The 22,153-nt window shown below is 60.3% G+C and carries 17 protein-coding genes; 11 read left to right on the plus strand and 6 right to left on the minus strand.

Going from position 1 to position 22,153, the window contains the following annotated elements; genetic code table 11:
* Nucleotides 1–1,221: an MFS transporter gene (locus tag VOY09_RS09970; RefSeq protein ID WP_322894855.1), complete on the plus strand. Its 1,221-nt coding sequence runs from the start codon at nt 1–3 to the stop codon at nt 1,219–1,221.
* On the opposite strand, the gene hisG is transcribed toward VOY09_RS09970, so the two are convergent.
* Genes hisG through hisS form a run of 3 tightly spaced genes read right to left on the minus strand, consistent with a single transcriptional unit; the run spans nt 1,222 to nt 4,462 of the window.
* Complete coding sequence (hisG, locus tag VOY09_RS09975; RefSeq protein WP_322894857.1) at nt 1,222–1,911, minus strand: ATP phosphoribosyltransferase; 690 nt, start codon at nt 1,909–1,911, stop codon at nt 1,222–1,224. It abuts the gene before it with no gap.
* Nucleotides 1,905–2,984, minus strand: coding sequence for an ATP phosphoribosyltransferase regulatory subunit (locus VOY09_RS09980; RefSeq protein ID WP_322894859.1), 1,080 nt, complete (start codon nt 2,982–2,984; stop codon nt 1,905–1,907). The genes hisG and VOY09_RS09980 overlap by 7 nt, the downstream gene beginning before the upstream one ends.
* Nucleotides 2,984–4,462: a histidine--tRNA ligase gene (hisS, locus tag VOY09_RS09985; RefSeq protein ID WP_322894861.1), complete on the minus strand. Its 1,479-nt coding sequence runs from the start codon at nt 4,460–4,462 to the stop codon at nt 2,984–2,986. The genes VOY09_RS09980 and hisS overlap by 1 nt, the downstream gene beginning before the upstream one ends.
* A 163-nt stretch (nt 4,463–4,625) precedes the next feature.
* On the opposite strand from hisS, the gene VOY09_RS09990 reads away from it, so the two are divergent.
* Entirely contained in the window at nt 4,626–4,829 is a 204-nt protein-coding gene (locus tag VOY09_RS09990; RefSeq protein WP_322894920.1) for a SlyX family protein, read from the plus strand.
* Nucleotides 4,830–4,847: 18 nt separating this feature from the next.
* Here VOY09_RS09990 and dnaE read toward each other — a convergent pair whose 3' ends face one another.
* A complete protein-coding gene (dnaE, locus tag VOY09_RS09995; RefSeq protein WP_322894863.1) occupies nt 4,848–8,423 on the minus strand; it encodes a DNA polymerase III subunit alpha in 3,576 nt (1,191 codons plus the stop codon).
* Nucleotides 8,424–8,511: 88 nt separating this feature from the next.
* Between dnaE and VOY09_RS10000 the strand changes: the two genes are divergently transcribed.
* From VOY09_RS10000 to VOY09_RS10035, 8 genes are all read left to right on the plus strand, one after another.
* Nucleotides 8,512–8,808 carry a metalloregulator ArsR/SmtB family transcription factor gene (locus tag VOY09_RS10000; protein WP_322894921.1) on the plus strand — a complete coding sequence of 99 codons (297 nt, stop codon included), beginning with the start codon at nt 8,512–8,514 and terminating at the stop codon, nt 8,806–8,808.
* 167 nt (nt 8,809–8,975) lie between these two features.
* The gene (xdhA, locus tag VOY09_RS10005) at nt 8,976–10,331 is read left to right on the plus strand and encodes a xanthine dehydrogenase small subunit (RefSeq protein ID WP_322894922.1); all 1,356 of its coding nucleotides are present in this window, start codon (nt 8,976–8,978) and stop codon (nt 10,329–10,331) included.
* Entirely contained in the window at nt 10,328–12,676 is a 2,349-nt protein-coding gene (xdhB, locus tag VOY09_RS10010) for a xanthine dehydrogenase molybdopterin binding subunit (protein ID WP_322894864.1), read from the plus strand. Before xdhA ends, xdhB begins: the two co-directional genes overlap by 4 nt.
* The gene (xdhC, locus tag VOY09_RS10015) at nt 12,673–13,410 is read left to right on the plus strand and encodes a xanthine dehydrogenase accessory protein XdhC (protein ID WP_322894865.1); all 738 of its coding nucleotides are present in this window, start codon (nt 12,673–12,675) and stop codon (nt 13,408–13,410) included. The genes xdhB and xdhC overlap by 4 nt, the downstream gene beginning before the upstream one ends.
* Nucleotides 13,407–14,930: an ABC transporter ATP-binding protein gene (locus tag VOY09_RS10020; protein WP_322894866.1), complete on the plus strand. Its 1,524-nt coding sequence runs from the start codon at nt 13,407–13,409 to the stop codon at nt 14,928–14,930. Before xdhC ends, VOY09_RS10020 begins: the two co-directional genes overlap by 4 nt.
* Nucleotides 14,931–14,981: 51 nt before the next feature.
* The gene (locus VOY09_RS10025) at nt 14,982–16,061 is read left to right on the plus strand and encodes an ABC transporter permease (protein ID WP_322894868.1); all 1,080 of its coding nucleotides are present in this window, start codon (nt 14,982–14,984) and stop codon (nt 16,059–16,061) included.
* Nucleotides 16,061–16,975, plus strand: coding sequence for an ABC transporter permease (locus VOY09_RS10030; RefSeq protein ID WP_322894869.1), 915 nt, complete (start codon nt 16,061–16,063; stop codon nt 16,973–16,975). Before VOY09_RS10025 ends, VOY09_RS10030 begins: the two co-directional genes overlap by 1 nt.
* 27 nt (nt 16,976–17,002) lie before the next feature.
* On the plus strand, nt 17,003–18,079 hold the full coding sequence (locus VOY09_RS10035) for a BMP family ABC transporter substrate-binding protein (RefSeq protein WP_322894870.1): 1,077 nt from the start codon (nt 17,003–17,005) through the stop codon (nt 18,077–18,079).
* Nucleotides 18,080–18,129: 50 nt separating this feature from the next.
* On the opposite strand, the gene VOY09_RS10040 is transcribed toward VOY09_RS10035, so the two are convergent.
* Together VOY09_RS10040 and VOY09_RS10045 are read right to left on the minus strand one after the other, a co-directional pair.
* Nucleotides 18,130–19,695: an alanine/glycine:cation symporter family protein gene (locus VOY09_RS10040; protein ID WP_322894871.1), complete on the minus strand. Its 1,566-nt coding sequence runs from the start codon at nt 19,693–19,695 to the stop codon at nt 18,130–18,132.
* Nucleotides 19,692–20,132, minus strand: a complete 441-nt coding sequence (locus tag VOY09_RS10045) for a universal stress protein (protein ID WP_322894872.1) — start codon at nt 20,130–20,132, stop codon at nt 19,692–19,694. Before VOY09_RS10045 ends, VOY09_RS10040 begins: the two co-directional genes overlap by 4 nt.
* A 314-nt stretch (nt 20,133–20,446) precedes the next feature.
* Here VOY09_RS10045 and ettA point away from each other — a divergent pair, with 314 nt between their 5' ends.
* Nucleotides 20,447–22,102, plus strand: coding sequence for an energy-dependent translational throttle protein EttA (ettA, locus tag VOY09_RS10050; protein ID WP_322894873.1), 1,656 nt, complete (start codon nt 20,447–20,449; stop codon nt 22,100–22,102).
* Nucleotides 22,103–22,153 lie beyond the last annotated feature (51 nt).

Consider the following 22,153-nt stretch of genomic DNA (forward strand, 5'->3'; position numbering starts at 1 on the left):
ATGCATGAACGTCGAATTCCCGAATGGCTGCGCCATGCGCCTGCCCCTTCCGTGCGCGGCTTTGCAAGTCTTGCCGCGACCGAGGCTGTGGCGCGCGGCATCCTGATCTCGGTCTTTCCGCTGGCGATGTATAATGCTTTGCAGGATGCGCAGGTGATCTCTGAGGCTTACTTCGTCATCGGCCTCATCTCGCTGATCACTGGCCTGATGGTGCCTTATGTCGTGCGTTTCCTGCCCCGGCGCTGGGCCTATCTGATCGGCGCGAGCCTGTTCGTGATCGGGTCGCTGCTGGCCGCGACCGGATCGCCGATGGCGGTGGTCTTGGGGCTGGGGCTGAACACGATGTCCACGGTCATCACCTTTGTCTGTTTCAACGCCTATGTGATGGATTACATCGCCAAAATCCAACTGGGCCGGCTGGAAACCTCGCGCCTGTTTTACAGCGCGGCGGGCTGGACAATTGGCCCGGCGCTTGGTGTCACGCTTTATGTCTGGTGGGCCCCCGCCCCGTTCCTGATCGCGGCACTGGCCGCCACGACGATGTTGGTGTTGTTTTTCTGGATGCGGTTGGGCAACGGCAAGCTGATCACCAAAAGCAAACGGCCACCAGCCAATCCTCTGGCCTTTCTGCCGCGCTTTGCCGCGCAGCCAAGGTTGGTGGCGGGCTGGCTTTTTGCGGTGATCCGGTCGGGCGGCTGGTGGGTCTATATCGTCTATCTGCCGATCTATGCGATTGAAAACGGGCTGGGTGACCGGATCGGCGGGTTCGTCCTGTCGATGTCGAACGCAGCCCTGTTTGTCACGCCACTGATGCTGCGCTGGATGCAGAAACATTCGATCCGGCAGGCCGTGCGCACCGGCTTTGCCACGGCTGGTCTGTTATTCACTTTGGCTGGCTTGGCTGCGGGCTGGCCATTGCTGACGGTGCTGACACTGGTCGGCGGGTCATTCTTTCTGATCCTGCTGGATGTGTCGGGGGGTCTGCCGTTCCTGCTGGCGGTGAAACCATCGGAACGGACCGAGATGGCCGCCGTCTATGCCAGTTTCCGCGATGTCTCTGGCATCCTCGCCCCCGGCACGGCTTGGCTGGTCCTGCTGACCCTGCCAGTCTCGGGCGTTTTCGCGGCCTCTGGCATCAGCTTGCTGGCCGCTTGGGTGCTATCGCGTAAGGTGCATCCGCGCCTTGGGCAGGCGCGGATCGCGCTTTCGCCTGCGGAATGATCAGATATCCAGCGTGTTCAGCAGCGTCTTGAGCGTCTTGCGCTGCACATCCGTCCAGTCCGACCGTTTGCCGCGGAACAAGGTCGCCTGCGACGCATGGATCAGCCCATCCGACAGGATCTTCAGCCCGTTGGCGCGCAGGGTTTCCCCGGTCGAGGTGATATCGGCAATCGCCTCGGCGGTTTCGTTCTTGACGGTGCCTTCGGTTGCACCTTGGCTATCGACCAATTGATAATCCGCCACCCCGGCATCGCGCAGGAAATCGCGCACCAGCCGATGATATTTCGTGGCAATCCGCAAACGGAACCCATGTTTCGCGCGAAAGGCAGCAGCGACCGCATCCAGATCATCCAGCGTATCGACATCGACCCAGGCCTGCGGCACCGCGATCACCAGATCCGCCCCGCCAAAACCCATCGGGGCCAGTTCCGTCACCCGGCTGCCCCAATTCACCAGCTTTTCATGCACCAGATCAGACCCGGTTACCCCCAACTGGATATTGCCCAGCGCCAATTCACGCGGGATTTCCCCTGCCGACAACAGCACCAGTTCGATCCCGTCGATCCCATCGACAGCACCGGCATATTCACGCTCTGACCCCGCCTTGCGCAGGGTCACGCCGCGCGCGCCGAACCAGTCAAAGGTCTTTTCCATCAGCCGCCCTTTGGACGGCACCCCGAGTTTCAGCATTTGCCCACCTCCAGCGCCAGATCGGGGCGGATCACACCGCCCACCGCAGGCACGGCGCGCCCCTGCCCCAACCGTGCGGTCAGCGCGTCATAGCGCCCGCCCGTGGCGATGGGCGGCAATTCGGGCCGGTCGCTGGCATAAAAGCCGAACACGAACCCGTCGTAATATTCCAACGATGTGCGACCATAGCTGCCCTCAAATTCCAGCGCATCAACATCAACGCCGCGCGCGGAAAGTGCGTTCAACCGCGCCTCCATCCGCCGCACGGCGCTGCCGATGGCGGGCATGTCGACGGCGATATCGCGCAACACGCTCAGCGCATCTGTGCTCGTCGCGCGCAGGCCAAGGATCGCATCGATCAAGGCGATCTCATCCGCAGCCAAAGGTGCCGCTTGCGCATCCGCGCGCAAAGCGGCGATACGCGCGGCTACTTCAGCCCTGCTGCGCAACCCGATATTGGCACCGGAGGCGACGAATGGATCAGCGGCTTGCAGCAAGGCCTGCCGCGCCACCGGCACCTCGCCCGATCCATAGCGACGCAGCAGCGTACGAAACCGTGATGGCCGCCAGATATGCCGCAGCAAGGCCGCTTTGCGGTCATCTGTGGTGCGCAGGCCCCGCACGGCGGCCATCAACACGCCGATATCGCCGGTGGCCGCCCGCAGGGGCAGCCCGGCCAGACCTTCGGCAATCACGGCAAAGACTTCGGCATCGGCGGCGGCGGGGTTCTGGCCGTCGAACACCTCATAGCCGGTCTGGACGAATTCATTGGCGCGGGTCTCGTCATTTTCCTGCTTGCGGAACACCTTGCCGGAATAGGTATAGCGCGCAGGATCAGCATCGGTTTCCATATGCATCTGCACCACCGGCACGGTGAAATCCGGGCGCAGCACCATCTCGCCCCGCAAGGGATCGGCTGTCAGATAAGCACGGGCGCGGATATCCTCGCCGTAAAGATCGAGCAGCAGATCAGCGGGTTGCAGCACGTCAGCCTTAACCACGACAGCGCCTTGCGCGGCAAAGTGATCGCGCAGGCGGCGCGCCTCTTTCAATGTTGCGGGCGAGGTCGGCATCAGCTCTGTCCATCCAGAATAGCCCGGACCTTCGCGACCATCTGGTCACGCGGCACGGCATATTGGCTGGGCCGGTCTTTCCATTCCTCCAGCGTCGCATTCTGCGCGATCTGCGCACCAAGGATCAAATCCTTGATCTGTACGATACCCTGATCAAACTCATCCCCGCCCGCGATGATCGCGACGGGAGAGGCGCGTTTATCGGCATATTTCAACTGATTGCCAAAGTTCTTGGGGTTGCCCAGATAAACCTCGGCCCGGATCCCCGCATTGCGCAATTCCGCAACCATGGTCTGATAATCAGCCATCCGCGCGCGGTCCATGACGGTGACGATGACAGGGCCTGCCGCCTTGCTCTCGATCCGCCCGGTAGCGCGCAAAGCGGCCAGCAAGCGGTCAACGCCGATGGAGACACCGGTGGCTGGCACCTCTTGCCCGGTGAAACGCTTGACCAGATCATCATAGCGCCCGCCCCCCGCGACCGAGCCGAAATTGCGCGGACGGCCCTTTTCATCGGTGACTTCGAAGGTCAGTTCGGCCTCGTAAACGGGGCCGGTGTAATAGCCGAGGCCGCGCACGACAGATGGGTCGATGACGATGCGGTCGGGGCCGTAACTCTGCGCCGTCAGCAGATCGGCGATCTCTTCAAGTTCCGCGACACCGGCGACACCAATGGGCGATCCGGCAACCAGTTCAGCCAGACGTGCGACAGTGTCAGCGCCGGTGTCGCGCTTGGCTTCCATGAAACCGATCACGACATCGGCCTGTGTCTCCGACAACCCCGCGCCCTTTGTGAAATCCCCGCTCTCATCCTTGCGCCCTACGCCCAGCAGCGCGCGCACACCGTCCATCCCCAGCCGGTCCAGCTTGTCAATCGCGCGCAGCACGATCCCGCGTTCCGCTTCCTTGTCTTCCCCCGACAGGCCCGCGACTTCCAGCACCCCATTCAGCACCTTGCGGTTATTCACCCTAATCACGTAATCCCCGCGCGCGATCCCGACCTCTTCCAGACAATCGGCGAGCATCGCACAAATCTCGGCATCCGCTGCTATACTGGCCGCGCCCACAGTATCCGCATCACATTGATAAAACTGCCGGAACCGCCCCGGCCCCGGCTTTTCATTGCGCCAGACCGGGCCCATCGCATAGCGGCGATAAGGCGAGGGCAAATCATTGCGATATTGCGCCGCCACCCGCGCAAGCGGTGCGGTCAGATCATAGCGCAGCGCCAGCCAGTCGGCATCTTCCTGCCAGGCGAAAACCCCCTCATTCGGGCGGTCGACATCGGGCAGAAACTTGCCCAATGCCTCGACCGTCTCCACCGCAGAGGTTTCCAGCGCATCAAAGCCATAGCGATGATAGACAGCGGCGATCTTGCCCAGCATGGCATTGCGTTCGGTCACATCCGCGCCGAAATAATCCTGAAACCCTTTGGGCGTCACGGCCTTGGGGCGGGGTTGCTTTTTGTCACTGGCCATCGCGATGTCCTTTTGCTTTGGCGCCGTTTACCCCGACAGCATGACAGGGGCAATGCAATGCAACAGCCCTGCGATCCCGCTTTCGCTTCTTATTTCCCAAAATACTCAAAGACTGGCCTCGCCACAGGCTTTGCGCGCGCGCCAAGGCGGTGTATCAGGCGGCATGAGCAATATCGAACATCTCGAAGAAAAAATCGCCCATCTGACGCGCAGCGTCGATGATCTGTCCGATATCGTCGCGCGGCAGGACAAGGAACTGACGCTGCTGACACGCCGGGTCGCGTTGTTGATGGAGCGCGAAGCGTCGCGTGATCTCGATGCTGGCGGCAGCGTTGCCTTGGCCGATCAGCGCCCGCCGCATTGGTAAGGTGGACCCAGGTCCACCTTACGCGTCTTCTACCTCGATCACGCCAGTCAGACTGCGCAAAGCGCCTTTGATCTGCGGATTGACCGGAAACGGCTCGCCCAGATCAATCTCGACCTCGCCGGGCAGGTCATCGCCCATCAGGCAGACAAAGACCGATCCGCGCGCCGCGCGCACGCCATCGCGGGCGGCATTGGCGAGGATACTGGCGACCGTCGCAATTGCATCCGGCCGGTCGATGAACACCCGCAACCCGGCCGATCCTGCATCCGCCACGACAGAATCGATCGGCGACACCGACCGGCCCAGCAATTTGAGCTGATCCGCCTCCATCGTCGCCTCGCATTGCAGCACGATCTGGGATCCCGTCTCCAGATGTTCGCGGGCGAGCTCCAGCGTGTCGGAAAACATCGTCACCTCATATTGCCCGGTCGGATCGGATAATTGCACAAAGGCAAAGCGGTTGCCGCGCGCCGATTTGCGTTCCTGCCGCCCCGACACGGTGCCCGCCATCTTCACAATCGTCGCACCTTTTTCAGCGCGCGCGATCACCTCGTCCAGCGTCATCACCTGTTTGCGCTTCAGCGCAGACATGTAGTCATCCAGCGGGTGCCCGGACAGATAGAAGCCGATCGCCTTGAATTCCTCGGCCAGCCGCTCCGCAGGCAGCCAGTCATCGCCAAAGGCGAGGCGCGGTTCCGGCAGATCCTCGCCCGCGTCACCGAAGAGCGACACTTGGTTGGAGGATTTCTGGTCATGGATCGCCGCCGAATAGGCAGTCAACGCATCCAACGACAACATCACCCGCCGCCGGTTCGGGTCGAGCCCATCGAAAGCCCCGGCCCGTGCCAGCATTTCCAATGACCGTTTGCCGACGCGTTTCAGATCACAGCGGCGGGCAAAATCATAGAGGCTGACAAAGGGTTTGTGGGCTGCATCTCCGGGGCTTTCGCCACTGTGTTGCGGTCCCGGAGCAAGTCCGAAACTGCGTGGCTCTGCGTCGCCATCGCGCCCCGCGACGATCAGCTTCATCGCCTCGACCCCGACATTTTTCAAAGCACCCAAAGCATAGACCAATTTCTGATCCTGCACGTCGAACATCGCCTGCGAACGGTTCACGCAGGGCGGGATGTAATCGATCCCCAGCCCCTTTTTTACCTCTTGAAAATAGACGCCCAGCTTGTCGGTCAGATGGATATCGCAATTCATCACCCCGGCCATGAATTCGACAGGATGGTTCGCTTTCAGCCAAGCCGTCTGATAGCTGACCACGGCATAGGCGGCGGCGTGGGATTTGTTGAAACCGTAATTGGCGAATTTTTCCAGAAGGTCGAAAACCTCGCGCGCCTTTTTTGGCTCGACCCCGTTGTTCTTGGCCCCAGCCTCGAATTTAGGGCGTTCCTTGGCCATCTCCTCGGCAATCTTCTTACCCATCGCGCGGCGCAGCAAATCGGCCCCGCCAAGGCTATAGCCCGCCATGACCTGCGCGATTTCCATCACCTGTTCTTGGTAAACGATGATGCCTTGGGTTTCCTTCAGGATATGGTCAATTGAGGGATGGATCGATTCCAGCTCCTTGATCCCGTTCTTCACCTCGCAATAGGTCGGGATATTCTCCATCGGGCCGGGCCGATACAGCGCCACCAGCGCGACGATATCCTCGATACAGGTCGGCTTCATGCGCTTGAGCGCATCCATCATGCCGGAGCTTTCCACCTGAAACACCGCGATGGTCTTGGCGCTGGCATAAAGCGCATAGGATTTGTCATCATCGAGTGGGATCGCCCCGATGTCATATTCAAACCCCACGGGTGGCTGATAGAGCACATCACCATCCGCTGCGATATTCAGGCTGCGCCCGGCCTTGCGGATCAATTCCACCGCATTCTGGATTACCGTCAAGGTTTTCAGGCCCAGAAAGTCGAATTTGACCAGCCCGGCCTGTTCGACCCATTTCATGTTGAATTGCGTGGCAGGCATGTCGGACCGCGGGTCCTGATACAAAGGCACCAGCTCATCCAGCGGTCTGTCGCCGATCACCACACCTGCGGCATGGGTGGATGCGTTGCGCAGCAGCCCCTCAACCTGTTGGGCGTAGGTCAGCAGGCGCTGCACGACCTCTTCATTCTTCGCCTCTTCACGCAGGCGCGGTTCATCGGCCAAAGCCTTTTCGATGCTGACGGGTTTGACGCCCTCAACCGGGATCATCTTGGACAGACGGTCCACCTGCCCATAAGGCATCTGCAACACACGGCCCACGTCGCGCACGGCAGCCTTGGACAAGAGCGCACCGAAGGTGATGATCTGGCCAACCCGGTCGCGGCCATATTTGTCCTGCACATAGCGGATGACTTCTTCGCGCCGGTCCATGCAGAAATCGATGTCGAAATCGGGCATGGACACACGTTCAGGATTCAGGAAGCGTTCGAACAGCAAGGAATAGCGCAAAGGGTCCAGATCGGTAATCAACAGCGCATAGGCCACCAGGGAGCCGGCCCCGGACCCACGCCCGGGACCAACCGGAATGCCGTTATCCTTGGCCCATTTGATGAAATCGGCCACGATCAGGAAATAGCCGGGGAACCCCATGCCTTCAATAATGCCGAGTTCAAAATCGAGCCGTTTTTCATAGTCCTCCACAGGTGCCGCATGCGGGATCACGGCAAGCCGTGCTTTCAGCCCTTCCTGTGCCTGCCTGCGCAATTCGGCGACCTCGTCATCAGCGAATTTTGGCAGGATCGGCGCGCGTTTATAGGCTTTGAAGGCGCAACGCTTGGCAATCTCAATCGTATTGTCCAAAGCCTCTGGCAGATCGGCAAACAACGTCGCCATTTCACGGGGCGATTTGAAATAATGCTGCGGCGTCAGGCGGCGGCGGGGTTCTTGTTGATCGACATAGGCACCATCCGCGATGCAGATCAGCGCATCATGCGCCTCATAAAGGGCCGACTTGGGGAAATAGACATCGTTGGTCGCCACCAGCGGCAGCCCCTTGGCATAGGCCATTTCGATATGGCCGCGCTCTGACATGCGCTCCGCATCGGGCAGGCCGCCGTCGCCGGGGTGGCGTTGCAATTCAACATAAAGCCGTTCGGGATAGATCGACGCCATCTGATCAAACAGCATATCCGCCTTGGCCTGCTGGCCATGCCGCAACAAACGCCCGATGGGGCCATCAGGCCCGCCGGTCAGGCAGATCAGACCGGCGCTGTATTGCGCCAGTTCCGCAACAGTGACCTGCGGCAATTGCCCGGCGGCATCCAGATAGGCGCAGGAATTCAGCTTCATCAGGTTGAGATACCCAGCCTCATTCTGCGCCAGCAGGACGATGGGCGCAGGTGCCTCTGGCCGTTTACCCGGCTCGGGGGTCGTATAGGTCAGATCAATCTGGCAACCGATAATCGGCTGCACGCCCGCCTTGGATGCATATTCGGAGAATTCCAGCGCGCAGAACATATTGTTGGTGTCGGTCACGGCGACCGCCGGCATCCCCATGCCCGCCGCCAAAGGGGCCAGCGATTTGACTGGCACCGCCCCTTCGAGCAAGGAATATTCGGTATGTGTGCGCAGGTGGATGAATCGGGGATGATCTGTCATCGGCCAAAGGTAGCGGATGGGCGCGCAGGCACAAGGGCGTCCGGGCATCACGCTTGACTTGGAACGCCATCACCTGACACTCAGCCGGATGACTGACAAACTCGATTCCTTCTTTGGTGCGATGGCCGATCCGACGCGCCGCGCTGTGTTGCAACGCCTTGCCGCTGGCCCGGCCAGTGTCAGCGAGTTGCACAAGCCGCATAAAATGGCGCTGCCAACCTTCATGCGGCATCTCAAAGTGCTGGAGGACAGCGGCGTTGTCAGGTCCGTGAAACGAGGCCGGGTGCGGACTTGTCAGTTAGAGACTGAACCTTTGATCGAGGTGCAAGGCTGGCTCGCCTGGCAGCGGGCGATCTGGGAAAACCGGGATGCGCCCCTGCCCTGAGATCCGCCCAATGTTTGAGCGAAAGCAACGCTGTGTGGCATTCCGCGCCGAAAACCCTTGCAAAGCGGCCTGCCTGCCGGTTTGATACGCTCTAATCTCGGGCAGATGTCTACGCCGCATCGACATTTGGCACCCCTCGGGTCTGGTAAGGCGGCAGGTCTATGACAATGGAAGTGACGTTTCTTCTGAACGGGGAAACCGTCTGCGTTGCGGCGCAGCCGACGACGACCCTGCTCGACTGGCTGCGCAACGTGCGCGGGCTTTGCGGCACCAAGGAAGGTTGCAACGAAGGCGATTGCGGTGCCTGCACGGTGATGGTGACGGATGCAGGCGGGGCGAAATCGCTGAACGCCTGTATCCTGCTGCTGCCGCAATTGCATGGCAAGGCGGTGCGCACGGTGGAAGGGATCAGCGGCCCGGATGGCGCGCTGCATCCGGTGCAACAGGCGATGATTGATCACCACGGATCGCAATGCGGGTTCTGCACGCCGGGTTTCGTGGCGGCGATGGCGGCCGCGCATCTGGCGGGCCGGACAGATCATGACGATGTGCTGGCGGGAAATCTGTGCCGCTGCACAGGTTACGCGCCGATCATCCGCGCGGCCAAGGCGGCAGAGGATGCCCCGGTGCCGGGTTGGATGCAGGACAAGGCACCTGTGGTCGCGGCGGCAGCCTATGCGCCGGAAACACTTGATGAATTGGCGACGTATTTTGCTGCCAATCCGAATGCGACGCTGGTTGCCGGGGCGACAGATGTCGGCCTGTGGGTGACCAAGCAACTACGCGATCTGGACAAGCTCGTGTTCCTGCACCGTTGCGCGGATTTGCAGCACGTGACTTTGACTGATGAGGTGATCCATATCGGCGCAGGCGTCACGATGGCGCAGGTGTTGGGGATGATGGGTGAATATCACCCATCCTACGCGGAACTGATCCGCCGCTATGGCTCTGACCAGGTGCGCAATGCCGCGACGATTGGCGGTAATGTCGCCAATGGGTCGCCCATCGGGGATAACCCCCCGGCGCTGATCGCGCTCGGGGCGACGCTGCATCTGCGGCATGGAGAAACGACGCGCGAGATGCCGATTGAGGATTTCTTTCTGGAATACGGCAAGCAGGACCGCCAACCCGGCGAATTGGTGACCGGCGTCACCCTGCCCCGCCATGCGCCCGACCTGCGCTGCTACAAGATATCGAAACGGTTCGATCAGGATATCTCTGCTCTTTGCGGGTGTTTCAATGTCACAGTCGCGGATGGGATTGTGACCGCTGCCCGGATCGCCTTTGGCGGGATGGCGGGGATACCTGCGCGTGCCAGCAAGGTGGAGGCAGCGCTGCTCGGACAGCCTTGGACCCAGGCGACAATTGATCTGGCGGCCAAGGCTTTCGCCGAAGATTTCACGCCGATGACCGACATGCGCGCCTCTGCCAGCTACCGGCTGCAAACGGCACAGAACCTACTGCGCCGCTATTTCGCGCAAAGCCAGGGTCAGGCCGCCAATGTGCTGGAGGTCAGCGCATGAGCATCGCCAAACCTCTGCCCCATGATGCCGCGCATCTGCATGTCACCGGCACAGCGCGCTATATCGACGATATCCCGACGCCTGCCGGCACGTTGCATCTGGCCTTTGGCCTGTCGGAGATCGCCAAAGGTGTGATCACCGCGATGGGCCTTGATGCAGTGCGCGCGGCCAAAGGCGTTGTCGCGGTCCTGACCGCGGCTGATCTGCCTTTTGCCAATGATGTGTCACCCTCGGCCCATGATGAGCCGCTTTTGGCAGTTGAGCATGTGCATTACCTCGGTCAGCCGCTCTTTCTCGTGGTGGCCGATAGCCATCTGGCCGCGCGCAAGGCGGCGCGGTTGGGCAAGGTCACGATTGATGCGCAAGAGCCGATCCTGACCATTGATCAGGCCATGGTCGCGGACAGCCGGTTCGAGGATGGCCCGCGCATCTGGACCAAGGGTGATGTAGATGCGGCGCTCACCGCTGCGCCGCGCCGCTTGTCGGGCCGGATCGATATGGGCGGACAAGAGCATTTCTACCTCGAAGGGCAAGCCGCCCTCGCCCTGCCGCAGGAAGGCGGGGATATGGTGGTGCAAAGCTCCACCCAGCATCCGACCGAAATCCAGCATAAAGTGGCAGAGGCTTTGGGCCTGCCGATGCATGCGGTGCGCTGCGAAGTGCGCCGGATGGGCGGCGGTTTTGGCGGCAAGGAAAGTCAGGGCAATGCGCTGGCAGTGGCCTGTGCGGTCGCGGCGCGGCTGACCGGCAAGCCCTGCAAAATGCGCTATGACCGTGATGATGATATGATGATCACCGGCAAGCGGCATGATTTCCGCATCAGCTATGATGTCGGCTTTGATGATGACGGCCATCTGCTGGCGGTGGATTTCATCCAGATCGCGCGCTGCGGCTGGGCGCTGGATCTATCCTTGCCGGTGGCGGACCGGGCGATGTTGCATGCGGATAATGCCTATCATCTGCCGGTGGCGCGGATCACCTCGCACCGGCTCAAGACCAATACGCAATCGGCCACAGCCTTTCGTGGTTTTGGCGGACCGCAGGGGGTTTTGGGGATCGAGCGGGTGATGGATCATGTCGCGGCAGAGCTGGGGCTTGATCCGGTGCTTGTGCGACAGCGGAATTTCTATGCGCCAATGGCGGATGGGGGGCTGTCTGCCCCCCACGGTGCTGCGCACCTTCCCCCCGAGGATATTTCCACTCGGACGATGGAAAGGCAGACCACGCCTTATCACATGCCGGTGACGGATTTTATCCTGCATGGGCTGACGGAACGGTTGCTGGAGACGGCGGATTACCATGCGCGTGTGGCCGCAATTGCGCGCTGGAATGCGGATCAGCCGGTGTTGAAGCGAGGGATCGCCTTTAGCCCGGTGAAATTCGGGATTTCGTTCACGCTGAGCCATCTCAATCAGGCGGGCGCTTTGGTGCATGTCTATCAGGATGGCTCGGTCCATATGAACCATGGCGGCACCGAGATGGGGCAAGGTCTGTTTCAGAAGGTCGCGCAGGTTGCGGCAGCGCGGTTCGGGATCGACGTGGCGGCGGTCAAGATCACCGCGACGGATACGGGCAAGGTGCCGAATACCTCGGCAACGGCTGCGTCCTCGGGGAGTGATCTGAACGGGATGGCCGTAGCCAATGCCTGTGATATTATCCGCAACCGGATCGCCGCCTGTCTGGCGGAACTGCATCAGGCGCGCATTGAGGATGTGCATTTTGCCGATGGGAAAGTACATATCGGTGGCGAGGTGATGACCTTCGCCAAAGCCGCCCAAACAGCCTATTTCCAGCGCGTCAGCCTGTCGGCGACCGGGTTTTACAAGACACCGGGGTTAAGCTGGGACCGGATCAAAGGCGCAGGCACGCCGTTCTTTTATTTTGCCCAAGGTGCGGCGGTGACCGAAGTGGTGATCGATACGCTGACCGGCGAGAACCGGATTTTGCGCGCTGATCTGTTGCATGATGCGGGGGCATCGCTGAACCCCGCAATTGATATTGGACAGGTCGAGGGGGCTTATGTTCAAGGGGCGGGCTGGTTGACGACCGAGGAACTGGTCTGGGACGACAAGGGCCGTCTGCGCACCCATGCGCCTGCAACCTATAAAATCCCCGCCTGTTCGGACCGGCCTGATGTCTTCAACGTGGCGCTATGGGATCAGCCCAATCCGGCACAGACAATCTATCGGTCCAAAGCGGTGGGGGAGCCACCGTTCATGCTGGGGATTTCCGCGTTCCTCGCGCTATCGGCAGCGGTGCAGGCCTGCGGGCCGCATTATCCTGATTTGCAGGCCCCTGCCACGGCAGAGGAAATTCTGCGCGCTGTGCAAAGGGCGCGCGGATGATCCCGATCCGCATCACCGTGGCCAGCACCGCCGGATCGGCCCCGCGCGAGGCAGGCACACAGATGCTGGTCTGGCCCGACCGCACCGAAGGCACGATTGGCGGCGGCGCATTGGAGTGGGACGCGATGGCCGAGGCGCGGCGGATGCTGGCGGAGGGTCGCAGCAATCATCGGGCGGTGATCCCGCTGGGACCTGCCTTGGGGCAATGCTGCGGCGGGTCGGTGACCTTGCTCTGGGAACAGACAGCGGCGCTGGATGAGCCTTTGCGCCGGCCACTGTGGATTTATGGCGCAGGCCATGTGGGCCGGGCGATTTTGCATGTGATGCAGCCTTTGCCCGATTTTGCGATCACATGGGTCGATGTCGCGGCGGACCGGTTTCCGCAGACGGATGTGACGACGCTTGTCGCTGTCGATCCGGTGCAGGCTGTGCGCCATGCGCCGGATGATGCAGCACATCTGATCCTGACTTATTCGCATGCGCTTGATCTGGCGCTGTGCCATGCCATCTTGCAGCGCAGTTTCGACTCTGTCGGGTTGATCGGATCGGCCACCAAATGGGCGCGGTTTCGCACCAGATTGGCGGCTTTGGGGCATGCGCCGGCCCAAATCGCGCGCATTGCCTGTCCGATTGGTGACACATCTTTGGGCAAACATCCCGCAGCCCTTGCGCTTGGCGTGGCAGCCGCCATGATCAGACCGCAGACGCACCAAAGCAAGGAAAGCCGCGCATGACGACCCCTTTGTTGCGCCTTGACGGGCTGACCAAAGCCTATCCCGGTGTTGTCGCGAACAAGGATGTGTCCTTCGCGATCCAGCCGAGTGAGATCCATGCGTTGCTGGGCGAAAACGGCGCAGGCAAATCGACCTTGGTCAAGACGATCTATGGCTTGGTGAAACCTGACGCAGGGCAGATGCATCTGAACGGCGCATTGTTTGAACCCGCCGATCCTCGTGCGGCCCGGGCGGCGGGGGTCGCCATGGTGTTTCAACATTTCTCGCTGTTTGACGCGATGAATGTGGCCGAAAATATCGCCCTTGGCATGGAAAACCCGCCGCCCCAGCGCGAGATTGCCGCACAGGTGCGGCAGGTGTCGGATCACTATGGCCTGCCTTTGGACCCGACGCGGATTGTGGGTGAACTGTCAGCCGGGGAACGGCAAAGGGTCGAGATCATCCGCTGTCTGTTGCAGGACCCTAAGCTCTTGATCATGGATGAGCCGACATCGGTCCTGACCCCGCAAGAGGTGACGATCCTGTTTGCAACCCTGCGCCGCTTGCGCGAGGCGGGGACAGCGATCCTTTATATCTCGCATAAGCTGGAAGAAATCCGTGCGCTTTGTGATGCGGCCACGGTGCTGCAGCTGGGGCAGGTTGTGGGCACCTGCGATCCACGGGCGACCTCGACCCGCGAAATGGCAGAGCTGATGGTCGGCAGCAGCCTGCACGTGCCGCACAAGGCCGCGCGCCCGGAAGGCAAGGTCATCCTGACACTGCAAGGGCTGAGCGCGAATGCGCCGCACCGCTTTGGCACCGCTTTGCGCAATATTGATCTGACCGTGCGCCGCGGCGAGGTACTGGGGATCGGCGGTGTCGCTGGCAACGGGCAGGATGAATTGGTCGCGGCCCTGTCGGGCGAAATCCGCACCGGACGTGATATGGTGATGATGGCAGGCAAAAGCATCGGGCATCTGGGCCCGAATGCGCGCCGCCGTCTTGGCCTGCTGGCGGCACCCGAGGAGCGGATGGGCCATGCCGCCGCCCCAGATATGACGTTGACCGAAAATGCGCTTCTAACAGCGGTGGCGCGGCAGGATTTATCAAAGCGCGGTTTTGTCCGCTGGGGCAAGGCGCGGGATTACGCCAGCGCGGTGATCAAGGCCTTTGACGTGCGCACACCGGGGCCGGGCAATACGGCGCGGTCACTGTCGGGCGGCAATCTGCAGAAATTCGTGATCGGGCGCGAGATCATGCAGGACCCTTTGGTCTTTGTGGTCAACCAGCCGACCTGGGGGGTTGATGCCTCTGCCGCGGCGGCGATACGGCAAGCCCTGCTGGATCTGGCAGACAAAGGTGCGGCGGTCATCTGCATCTCTCAGGATCTGGATGAATTGATGGAAATCTCTGATCGTTTTGCCGCTTTGAACGGCGGACGGTTGACCGCGCCGCGCCCGGCGCAGGGGCTGAGCGTGGAGCAGATCGGCCTGATGCTGGGCGGTGCCCATGATATGGAGGTGGCGCATGTCGAGGGCTGACTTTTATGCCTCCGGCGGGGATATTTATGCTCGGAAGATGGAAGGGGTCGCATGATCCGGCTTGAGAAACGCACGGCACCTTCGCGGTTCTGGACTTATGCGGCCCCCGTGCTGGCGGTGCTGCTGACCATGGTCTGTGGCGGGTTGCTGTTCGCGGCGCTGGGCAATGATCCTTTCGTGACGATCCGCACGATTTTCTGGGACCCGCTGTTTTCGGAATTTGCCTGGTATTACCGCCCGCAACTGCTGATCAAAGGCGCGCCACTGGTGCTGATTGCCATCGGTCTTTCCTTCGGCTTCCGCGCGGGCGTGTGGAATATCGGGGCAGAGGGGCAATATATCCTCGGCGCGATCTGCGGCGCGGCGGTCGGGCTGGCGTTTTATCCCACGGAATCCGTTTTCATCTTGCCTTTGATGATCTTAGCCGGCGCTTTGGGTGGCTGGGCCTGGGCGATGATCCCCGGTGTGTTGCGGGTGAAATTCGGGACCAATGAAATTCTGGTCTCGCTGATGCTGGTCTATGTCGCGCAGAACCTGCTTGCCTCGATGGCTTTGGGCGCTTTGCGCAACCCCGAAGCGATGGGTTTCCCCGGCAGCCGCAATCTTGCACGTTATCCATCCGCCACAAGCTGGATCAATGAAAGCGCGGGGCTGCATTGGGGCGTCGTCTTTGCGCTGATTGCGGTAATTTTTGCCTATATCACCCTGTCGCGGCATATTTTCGGATTTCAGGTGCGGTTGTCGGGGCAAAGCCCGCGGGCGGCAAGATTTGCCGGGGTGAACCCCGGCCTACTCGTGCTGATCTGCATGGGGGTTTCGGGGGGGCTGGCCGGGCTGGCGGGACTGTTTGAGGTGGCGGGGCCATCGGGGTTGATCAGCATTGATTTCAACGCAGGCTATGGGTTTACCGCGATCATCGTCGCCTTCCTCGGTCGCTTGCATCCGGTAGGCATTGTCTTGGCAGCTGGGCTGATGGCGCTGACCTATATCGGCGGCGAGATTGCGCAATCGAACCTGCGCCTGCCTGCGGCGGCAATTCAGGTGCTGCAAGGCATGCTGTTGTTCTTTCTGCTGGCGGTGGATGTGCTGACGCATTACCGCGTCAGACTGACGGCCAGAGGGGTGGCGTGATGGATCTGTCGGCAATCAATCCGATCCTGCTGCTCGCCTCCTTGATGGTGGCGGCGACGCCGATCCTGCTGGCGGCGATTGGTGAATTGGTGGTCGAGCGTGCGGGCGTGCTCAACCTTGGTGTCGAAGGCATGATGATCACCGGCGCTGTCTGCGGGTTTATCGTGACGATCAATGCCGGATCGCCGATGCTGGGCTTTGCGGGCGCGGCCCTTGGCGGGGCTTTGCTGGCGTTGATCTTTGGCATCTTGACGCAGGTTCTGCTGTCCAACCAGGTCGCGACCGGGCTGGCGCTGACCCTGTTCGGGATCGGCCTCGCCGCGCTCTTGGGCCAAGGCTATATCGGGATCAAGGCACCCGTGATCCCGAAATGGCCGGTGCCGGGGCTGAGCGATCTGCCTTTCATCGGGCCAGTGCTGTTCAACCATGACCCGATTGTCTATCTCGGTATCGCCATTATCGCGGGCACCTGGTGGTTTCTGAAATATAGCCGCGCCGGGCTGATCCTGCGCGCAGTCGGCGAAAACCATGATGCGGCCCATGCTTTGGGCTATCATGTGATCCGTGTCAGACTGCTCGCGATCATGTTCGGCGGCGCCTGTGCGGGGCTTGGCGGTGCGTATCTGAGCCTTGTGCGCGTGCCGCAATGGACCGAAGGCGTGACCGCGGGCGCGGGCTGGATCGCGCTCGCCATCGTGGTTTTTGCCAGCTGGCGGCCATGGCGGCTTTTGCTGGGTGCTTATTTGTTTGGCGGTGTGACCGTCTTGCAGCTTAATCTACAAGCGGCAGGGTCTGCTCTGCCCGTCGCTTATCTTTCCATGGCACCTTATCTGGCAACCATTGTGGTTCTGGTTATGATGCGATCCGGACGGGCACCGGGGTCACTTGCCCAATCGTTCCACGCCTCACGTTAAGGCTTATCGACCACCAAGGGGATTATTATGACACTCAAAACATTACTTGCAGGCACCGGCATCGCTGTGGCGCTGGCCACCGGCGCTTTTGCGCAGGACGACCCGACGACGGTCGGTTTCATCTATGTTGGCCCCGTCGGCGACGGCGGCTGGACTTACGAACATGATCAGGCGCGCCAAGCAGTCGAAGAGCATTTCGGCGATGCCGTCGAAACTGTCTATGTCGAAAGCGTGCCGGAAGGCCCCGATGCCGAACGCGCCATCACATCCATGGCGCTGCAAGGCGCTGATCTGATCTTTACCACATCCTTTGGCTTCATGGATGCGACGGTCAATGTCGCCGAACGGTTCCCCAATGTGAAATTCGAACATGCGACCGGCTATAAGACCGCTGAAAACGTGTCGGTCTATAATGCGCGTTTCTATGAAGGGCGCGCCATCCAAGGTCATATCGCGGGCCAGATGACCGAGAGCAATATCATCGGCTATATCGGCTCCTACCCGATCCCCGAAGTGGTCCAAGGCATCAACTCTGCCTTCCTTCACGCGCGCGCGGTGAACCCCGATGTCGAATTCCGCATCGTCTGGGCCTATACATGGTTCGATCCCGCGAAAGAGGCTGAAGCCGCCTCTGTCCTGATCGAACAGGGCGCAGATGTGATCCTGCAACATACTGATTCCACCGCACCGCAAGCGGCAGCACAGGCGGCCGGCGATGTTGTGACCTTTGGTCAGGCATCGGATATGGCAGAATTCGCGCCCTTCCCGCGTGTCTCCTCGATCATCGACAATTGGGCACCTTACTACATCGAACGCACGCAGGCTGTGATCGACGGGACTTGGGAAACCAGCGATGTCTGGCACGGCATCCCCGAGGGCATGGTCGGCATCGGTGAGATCACCGATGCGGTGCCTGCCGAGGTGAAAGCCTCTGCCGAAGAGATGATCGCGGCGATTGATGCTGGCGAATACCATCCCTTCACCGGGCCGATCAATTATCAGGACGGGACGGTCTGGCTGGAAGACGGCGAGGTCGCCGACGACGCCACATTGCTTGGCATGAACTTCTTCGTCGAAGGTATTGTGGGCGACATTCCGCAATAAACGATCTGACATGATGGAAAGGCCCCGCAATCTGCGGGGCCTTTCTTGTTTTAGATCTTGGTCTTGATGATCGCGCCAGACCGCAGACGGGTGCGATAGCTGTGCAACTCACGCTTCACGATCGGCATCAGGAAATAGAGCGCGATGATATTCACAATCGCCATCGAGAACAGCATCGCATCCGAAAAGTCGATCACCGGCCCAAGGCTGGCCGCCGAACCGATCACGATGAACACACAGAAGATGATCTTGAAGATCAGCTCTTTCATCGCACCTTCGCCGAACAGATAGGTCCAGGCCTTCAGCCCGTAGTAAGACCAACTGATCATGGTGGAAAAGGCGAACAGCACCACAGCCACCATCAACAGGATCGGGAACCACGAAAACGCCGTGGCATAGGCTGCCGAGGTCAGGGCCACACCGCTGACATCGCCTGCCGTCGTGATCTGGCCCAATTCGGCGTTCCAGATATACAGCCCGGTTTCAGGGTCCTGCGCCAGCACGCCGCTGATCACGATCACCAATGCGGTCATGGTACAGATCACGACCGTGTCGATGAAAGGTTCCAGCAAGGCGACATAGCCTTCGCTGACAGGCTCCTTCGTGCGCACAGCAGAGTGGGCGATAGCAGCAGAACCGATCCCCGCCTCGTTCGAAAACGCCGCGCGCCGGAAGCCTTGGATCAAAGCGCCGGTAAAGCCGCCGACAATGCCAAGCCCGGTAAAGGCCCCGACAAATATCTGTCCAAAAGCCCACATGATCTGATCATAGTTGATCAACAGGATCATGATCGACACTAAGACGTAGAAAATGCCCATAAACGGCACGATTTTACTGGTCACGCGCGCGATGGATTGCAGTCCGCCTGCGATCACCGCAAAGGTCAGCAGCGCAAGCACCACGCCGGTAATCCAGCCCGGATAATCCCCGACGACATTTGCAATCTGCGCATGAGCCTGATTGGCCTGAAACATATTACCGCCGCCCAAAGCGCCCAGAATGGTGAAGATCGAAAACACCACCGCCATGGCCCCACCCAAAGGCAGGCCCCGTTCCTTGAACCCTTTGACCATGTAATACATCGGCCCGCCGGAGACAGAACCGTCAGGATATTCATTGCGGTATTTCACACCCAAGGTGCATTCGGTGAACTTCGTTGCCATGCCAAACAGGCCCGCGACAATCATCCAGAACGTCGCCCCTGCCCCGCCGATGCTGACAGCGACCGCGACGCCTGCGATATTGCCAAGACCGACCGTGCCGGACAAGGCTGTTGCCAGCGCCTGAAAATGGCTGACCTCCCCCGCGTCATTCGGGTCTGAATAATCACCTTTCACAAGCTTGATCGAATGGACAAATCCGCTGAACTGGATCGCACCGAAGTAAATTGTAAAGACCAGCGCGCCGACCACCAACCACAGGGCGATCCATGAAAAATCCGTTCCTGGAAACGGCGCAAAAATAAATGACACATACCAACCGGTATAATCGGCAAAGATCGTGTTGATCCGCTGGTCCAGACCGACAGCCTCTTGCGCAGTGGCCATTGCAGGCAGGAAAAAGGCGATCAGCGCCGCCACGATGTAATTGACTTTCGACATGATGTTTCCCCTCATGGAATGATCGTGACAGGCACAGAGGACGCGGCAGCCAATCGGCCAGCGACGCCGCCGAAGATGCGCGCCTTCAAGCCCCGCGCGCCGACCCGGCCAATGATGATCTGCTTGGCGGCCTTTTCACGGGCCAGACTGTCCAGAATCTCGGCTGCATCGCCGTGGCGCACCACGCCTTCGATGTCGAAACCTTCTGCCTTTGTCATGGTCAGTGACGGGTCAAGGACACGTTCCCGCGCCATCGCGATTTCCGCTTCACGGCGCTGGTGCCGCTTGGCGTTTTCCTCGGCGGTCTGAAAGGCGAAGGGCGACCATTCGATGACGTAACATATGATGATGGCGCAATCGCCATCGGCCTTGGCGCGGTCCTTGGCAAAGGCTAACGCACGCGCCCCCGCCTCTGACCCGTCAAGGCCGACGATAAAGGTAGTCTTTTCCATGTTTGTTTCCCCGTTTGTTATTGAACCGGATCGGAATGCACGGTCGTCCGCACTTGCAGGTTCTGTTGCCTGCATCCTTGCAACCATAAGGGATTTTGCGATTATGCATCACAAAAACTGATCCTTGTTTGATTTTCAGGAAATCCGATGAGAATCATGGCGAAAAACGGCCTGATCGCGTCACAGGTCGCCGTGATTCAGCGATTTTTTCTTCTGGTCGCCCCGCGTATACTGATCAGCAAGACCGATTGCCCCCGGCGCGTCGTTCCGATATCGACGTGTTCAATCCAGACCTGACAAAGCGGAGCAGCCCAATGGCAGCCTATCAATTCGTCTATTTCATGGACGGCGTGTCCAAGACCTATCCCGGCGGCAAAAAGGTGTTCGAGAACATCCGCCTGAATTTCCTGCCCGGCGTGAAAATCGGCGTCGTCGGTGTGAACGGCACCGGTAAATCCACCCTGATGCGGATCATGGCCGGTCAGGACAAGGATTTCGCGGGCGAGGCTTGGGCCGCTGAGGGCGCGCGCGTCGGCTACCTGCCGCAGGAACCCGAACTCGACCCTGCCCTGACAGTGCGTGAAAACGTCATGCTGGGTGTGGCGGGTAAAAAGGCCATTCTCGACCGCTATAACGAAGTGGCGATGAATTACTCCGAAGAAACCGCCGATGAAATGGCCGCCCTTCAGGATGAAATCGACGCGCAGAACCTGTGGGATCTGGACGCGCAGATCGACATCAGCATGGAGGCGTTGCGCTGCCCCCCGGACGATGCCGATGTGACCACCCTGTCTGGCGGTGAAAAGCGCCGCGTTGCCTTGTGCAAGCTGCTGCTCGAAGCGCCCGACATGCTGCTGCTGGACGAGCCGACCAACCATTTGGACGCCGAAACCATCGCCTGGCTGCAACAGCATCTGATCGATTACAAAGGCACGATCCTGATCGTCACCCACGACCGCTATTTCCTCGATGCGATTACCAGCTGGATTCTGGAACTCGACCGTGGCTCCGGCATCCCGCATGAAGGCAATTATTCCAGCTGGCTGGAGGCCAAGGCCAAACGGCTTGAACGCGAAGCCAAGGATGACAAATCCAAGCAACGCACATTGGAACGCGAACTCGAATGGATGCGGCAAGGCGCCAAGGCCCGGCAGGCGAAATCCAAGGCACGGATCAGCGCCTATAACGATCTGGCCAACCAGTCTGAGCGTGAAAAGATGGGCCGGGCGCAGATCATCATCCCGAACGGTCCGCGTCTGGGCAACAAAGTGATCGAGGTGGCGAATCTCAAAAAGGCGATGGGCGATAAGCTGCTGGTCGAAAACCTCAGCTTTGATCTGCCGCCCGGCGGGATCGTCGGCGTGATCGGGCCGAACGGTGCCGGTAAATCGACGCTGTTTTCGATGCTGACCGGACAGGCCCAGCCGGATGAAGGCACCGTCGAATACGGCGATACCGTCAAACTGTCCTATGTCGACCAGTCCCGCGACGCGCTGAACCCCGATGCAACCGTCTGGGAAGAGATTACTGGCGGTGCGGAAATCATCATGCTGGGCGATGCGCAGATGAACAGCCGCGCCTATTGTTCGGCCTTCAACTTCAAAGGTGGCGATCAACAAAAAAAGGTCGGCCTGCTGTCAGGCGGTGAGCGCAACCGAGTGCATATGGCCAAGCTGTTGAAATCAGGCGGTAATGTGCTACTCCTCGATGAGCCGACCAACGATCTGGACGTTGAAACGCTGCGCGCGCTGGAAGATGCCTTGGTCGATTTCGCTGGCTGCGCCGTGGTGATCTCGCACGACCGTTTCTTCCTTGACCGCATCTGCACGCATATCCTTGCCTTCGAAGGCGACGCGCACGTAGAGTGGTTTCAAGGTGGTTTCACCGATTATGAAGAAGACAAAAAGTCCCGCCTGGGTGCCGACGCGCTGGAACCCAAGCGGATGAAACACAAGAAATTCGTCCGCTGAAACGGGCCGTTTCACCTGCCGGTCGGTGCGTTGCAGAAGGCACCGACCGCA

It is taken from the genome of Yoonia sp. 67-2 (assembly GCF_035117555.1).
Classification (GTDB): Bacteria; Pseudomonadota; Alphaproteobacteria; order Rhodobacterales; family Rhodobacteraceae; genus Yoonia.

What these genes read in the sequence shown, in the direction of transcription:
- VOY09_RS09970 (WP_322894855.1), top strand. Translation starts at nt 1, where the DNA reads ATGCATGAACGTCGAATTCCCGAATGGCTGCGCCATGCGCCTGCCCCT.
- hisG (WP_322894857.1), bottom strand. Translation starts at nt 1,911, where the DNA reads ATGCTGAAACTCGGGGTGCCGTCCAAAGGGCGGCTGATGGAAAAGACC.
- VOY09_RS09980 (WP_322894859.1), bottom strand. Translation starts at nt 2,984, where the DNA reads ATGCCGACCTCGCCCGCAACATTGAAAGAGGCGCGCCGCCTGCGCGAT.
- hisS (WP_322894861.1), bottom strand. Translation starts at nt 4,462, where the DNA reads ATGGCCAGTGACAAAAAGCAACCCCGCCCCAAGGCCGTGACGCCCAAA.
- VOY09_RS09990 (WP_322894920.1), top strand. Translation starts at nt 4,626, where the DNA reads ATGAGCAATATCGAACATCTCGAAGAAAAAATCGCCCATCTGACGCGC.
- dnaE (WP_322894863.1), bottom strand. Translation starts at nt 8,423, where the DNA reads ATGACAGATCATCCCCGATTCATCCACCTGCGCACACATACCGAATAT.
- VOY09_RS10000 (WP_322894921.1), top strand. Translation starts at nt 8,512, where the DNA reads ATGACTGACAAACTCGATTCCTTCTTTGGTGCGATGGCCGATCCGACG.
- xdhA (WP_322894922.1), top strand. Translation starts at nt 8,976, where the DNA reads ATGGAAGTGACGTTTCTTCTGAACGGGGAAACCGTCTGCGTTGCGGCG.
- xdhB (WP_322894864.1), top strand. Translation starts at nt 10,328, where the DNA reads ATGAGCATCGCCAAACCTCTGCCCCATGATGCCGCGCATCTGCATGTC.
- xdhC (WP_322894865.1), top strand. Translation starts at nt 12,673, where the DNA reads ATGATCCCGATCCGCATCACCGTGGCCAGCACCGCCGGATCGGCCCCG.
- VOY09_RS10020 (WP_322894866.1), top strand. Translation starts at nt 13,407, where the DNA reads ATGACGACCCCTTTGTTGCGCCTTGACGGGCTGACCAAAGCCTATCCC.
- VOY09_RS10025 (WP_322894868.1), top strand. Translation starts at nt 14,982, where the DNA reads ATGATCCGGCTTGAGAAACGCACGGCACCTTCGCGGTTCTGGACTTAT.
- VOY09_RS10030 (WP_322894869.1), top strand. Translation starts at nt 16,061, where the DNA reads ATGGATCTGTCGGCAATCAATCCGATCCTGCTGCTCGCCTCCTTGATG.
- VOY09_RS10035 (WP_322894870.1), top strand. Translation starts at nt 17,003, where the DNA reads ATGACACTCAAAACATTACTTGCAGGCACCGGCATCGCTGTGGCGCTG.
- VOY09_RS10040 (WP_322894871.1), bottom strand. Translation starts at nt 19,695, where the DNA reads ATGAGGGGAAACATCATGTCGAAAGTCAATTACATCGTGGCGGCGCTG.
- VOY09_RS10045 (WP_322894872.1), bottom strand. Translation starts at nt 20,132, where the DNA reads ATGGAAAAGACTACCTTTATCGTCGGCCTTGACGGGTCAGAGGCGGGG.
- ettA (WP_322894873.1), top strand. Translation starts at nt 20,447, where the DNA reads ATGGCAGCCTATCAATTCGTCTATTTCATGGACGGCGTGTCCAAGACC.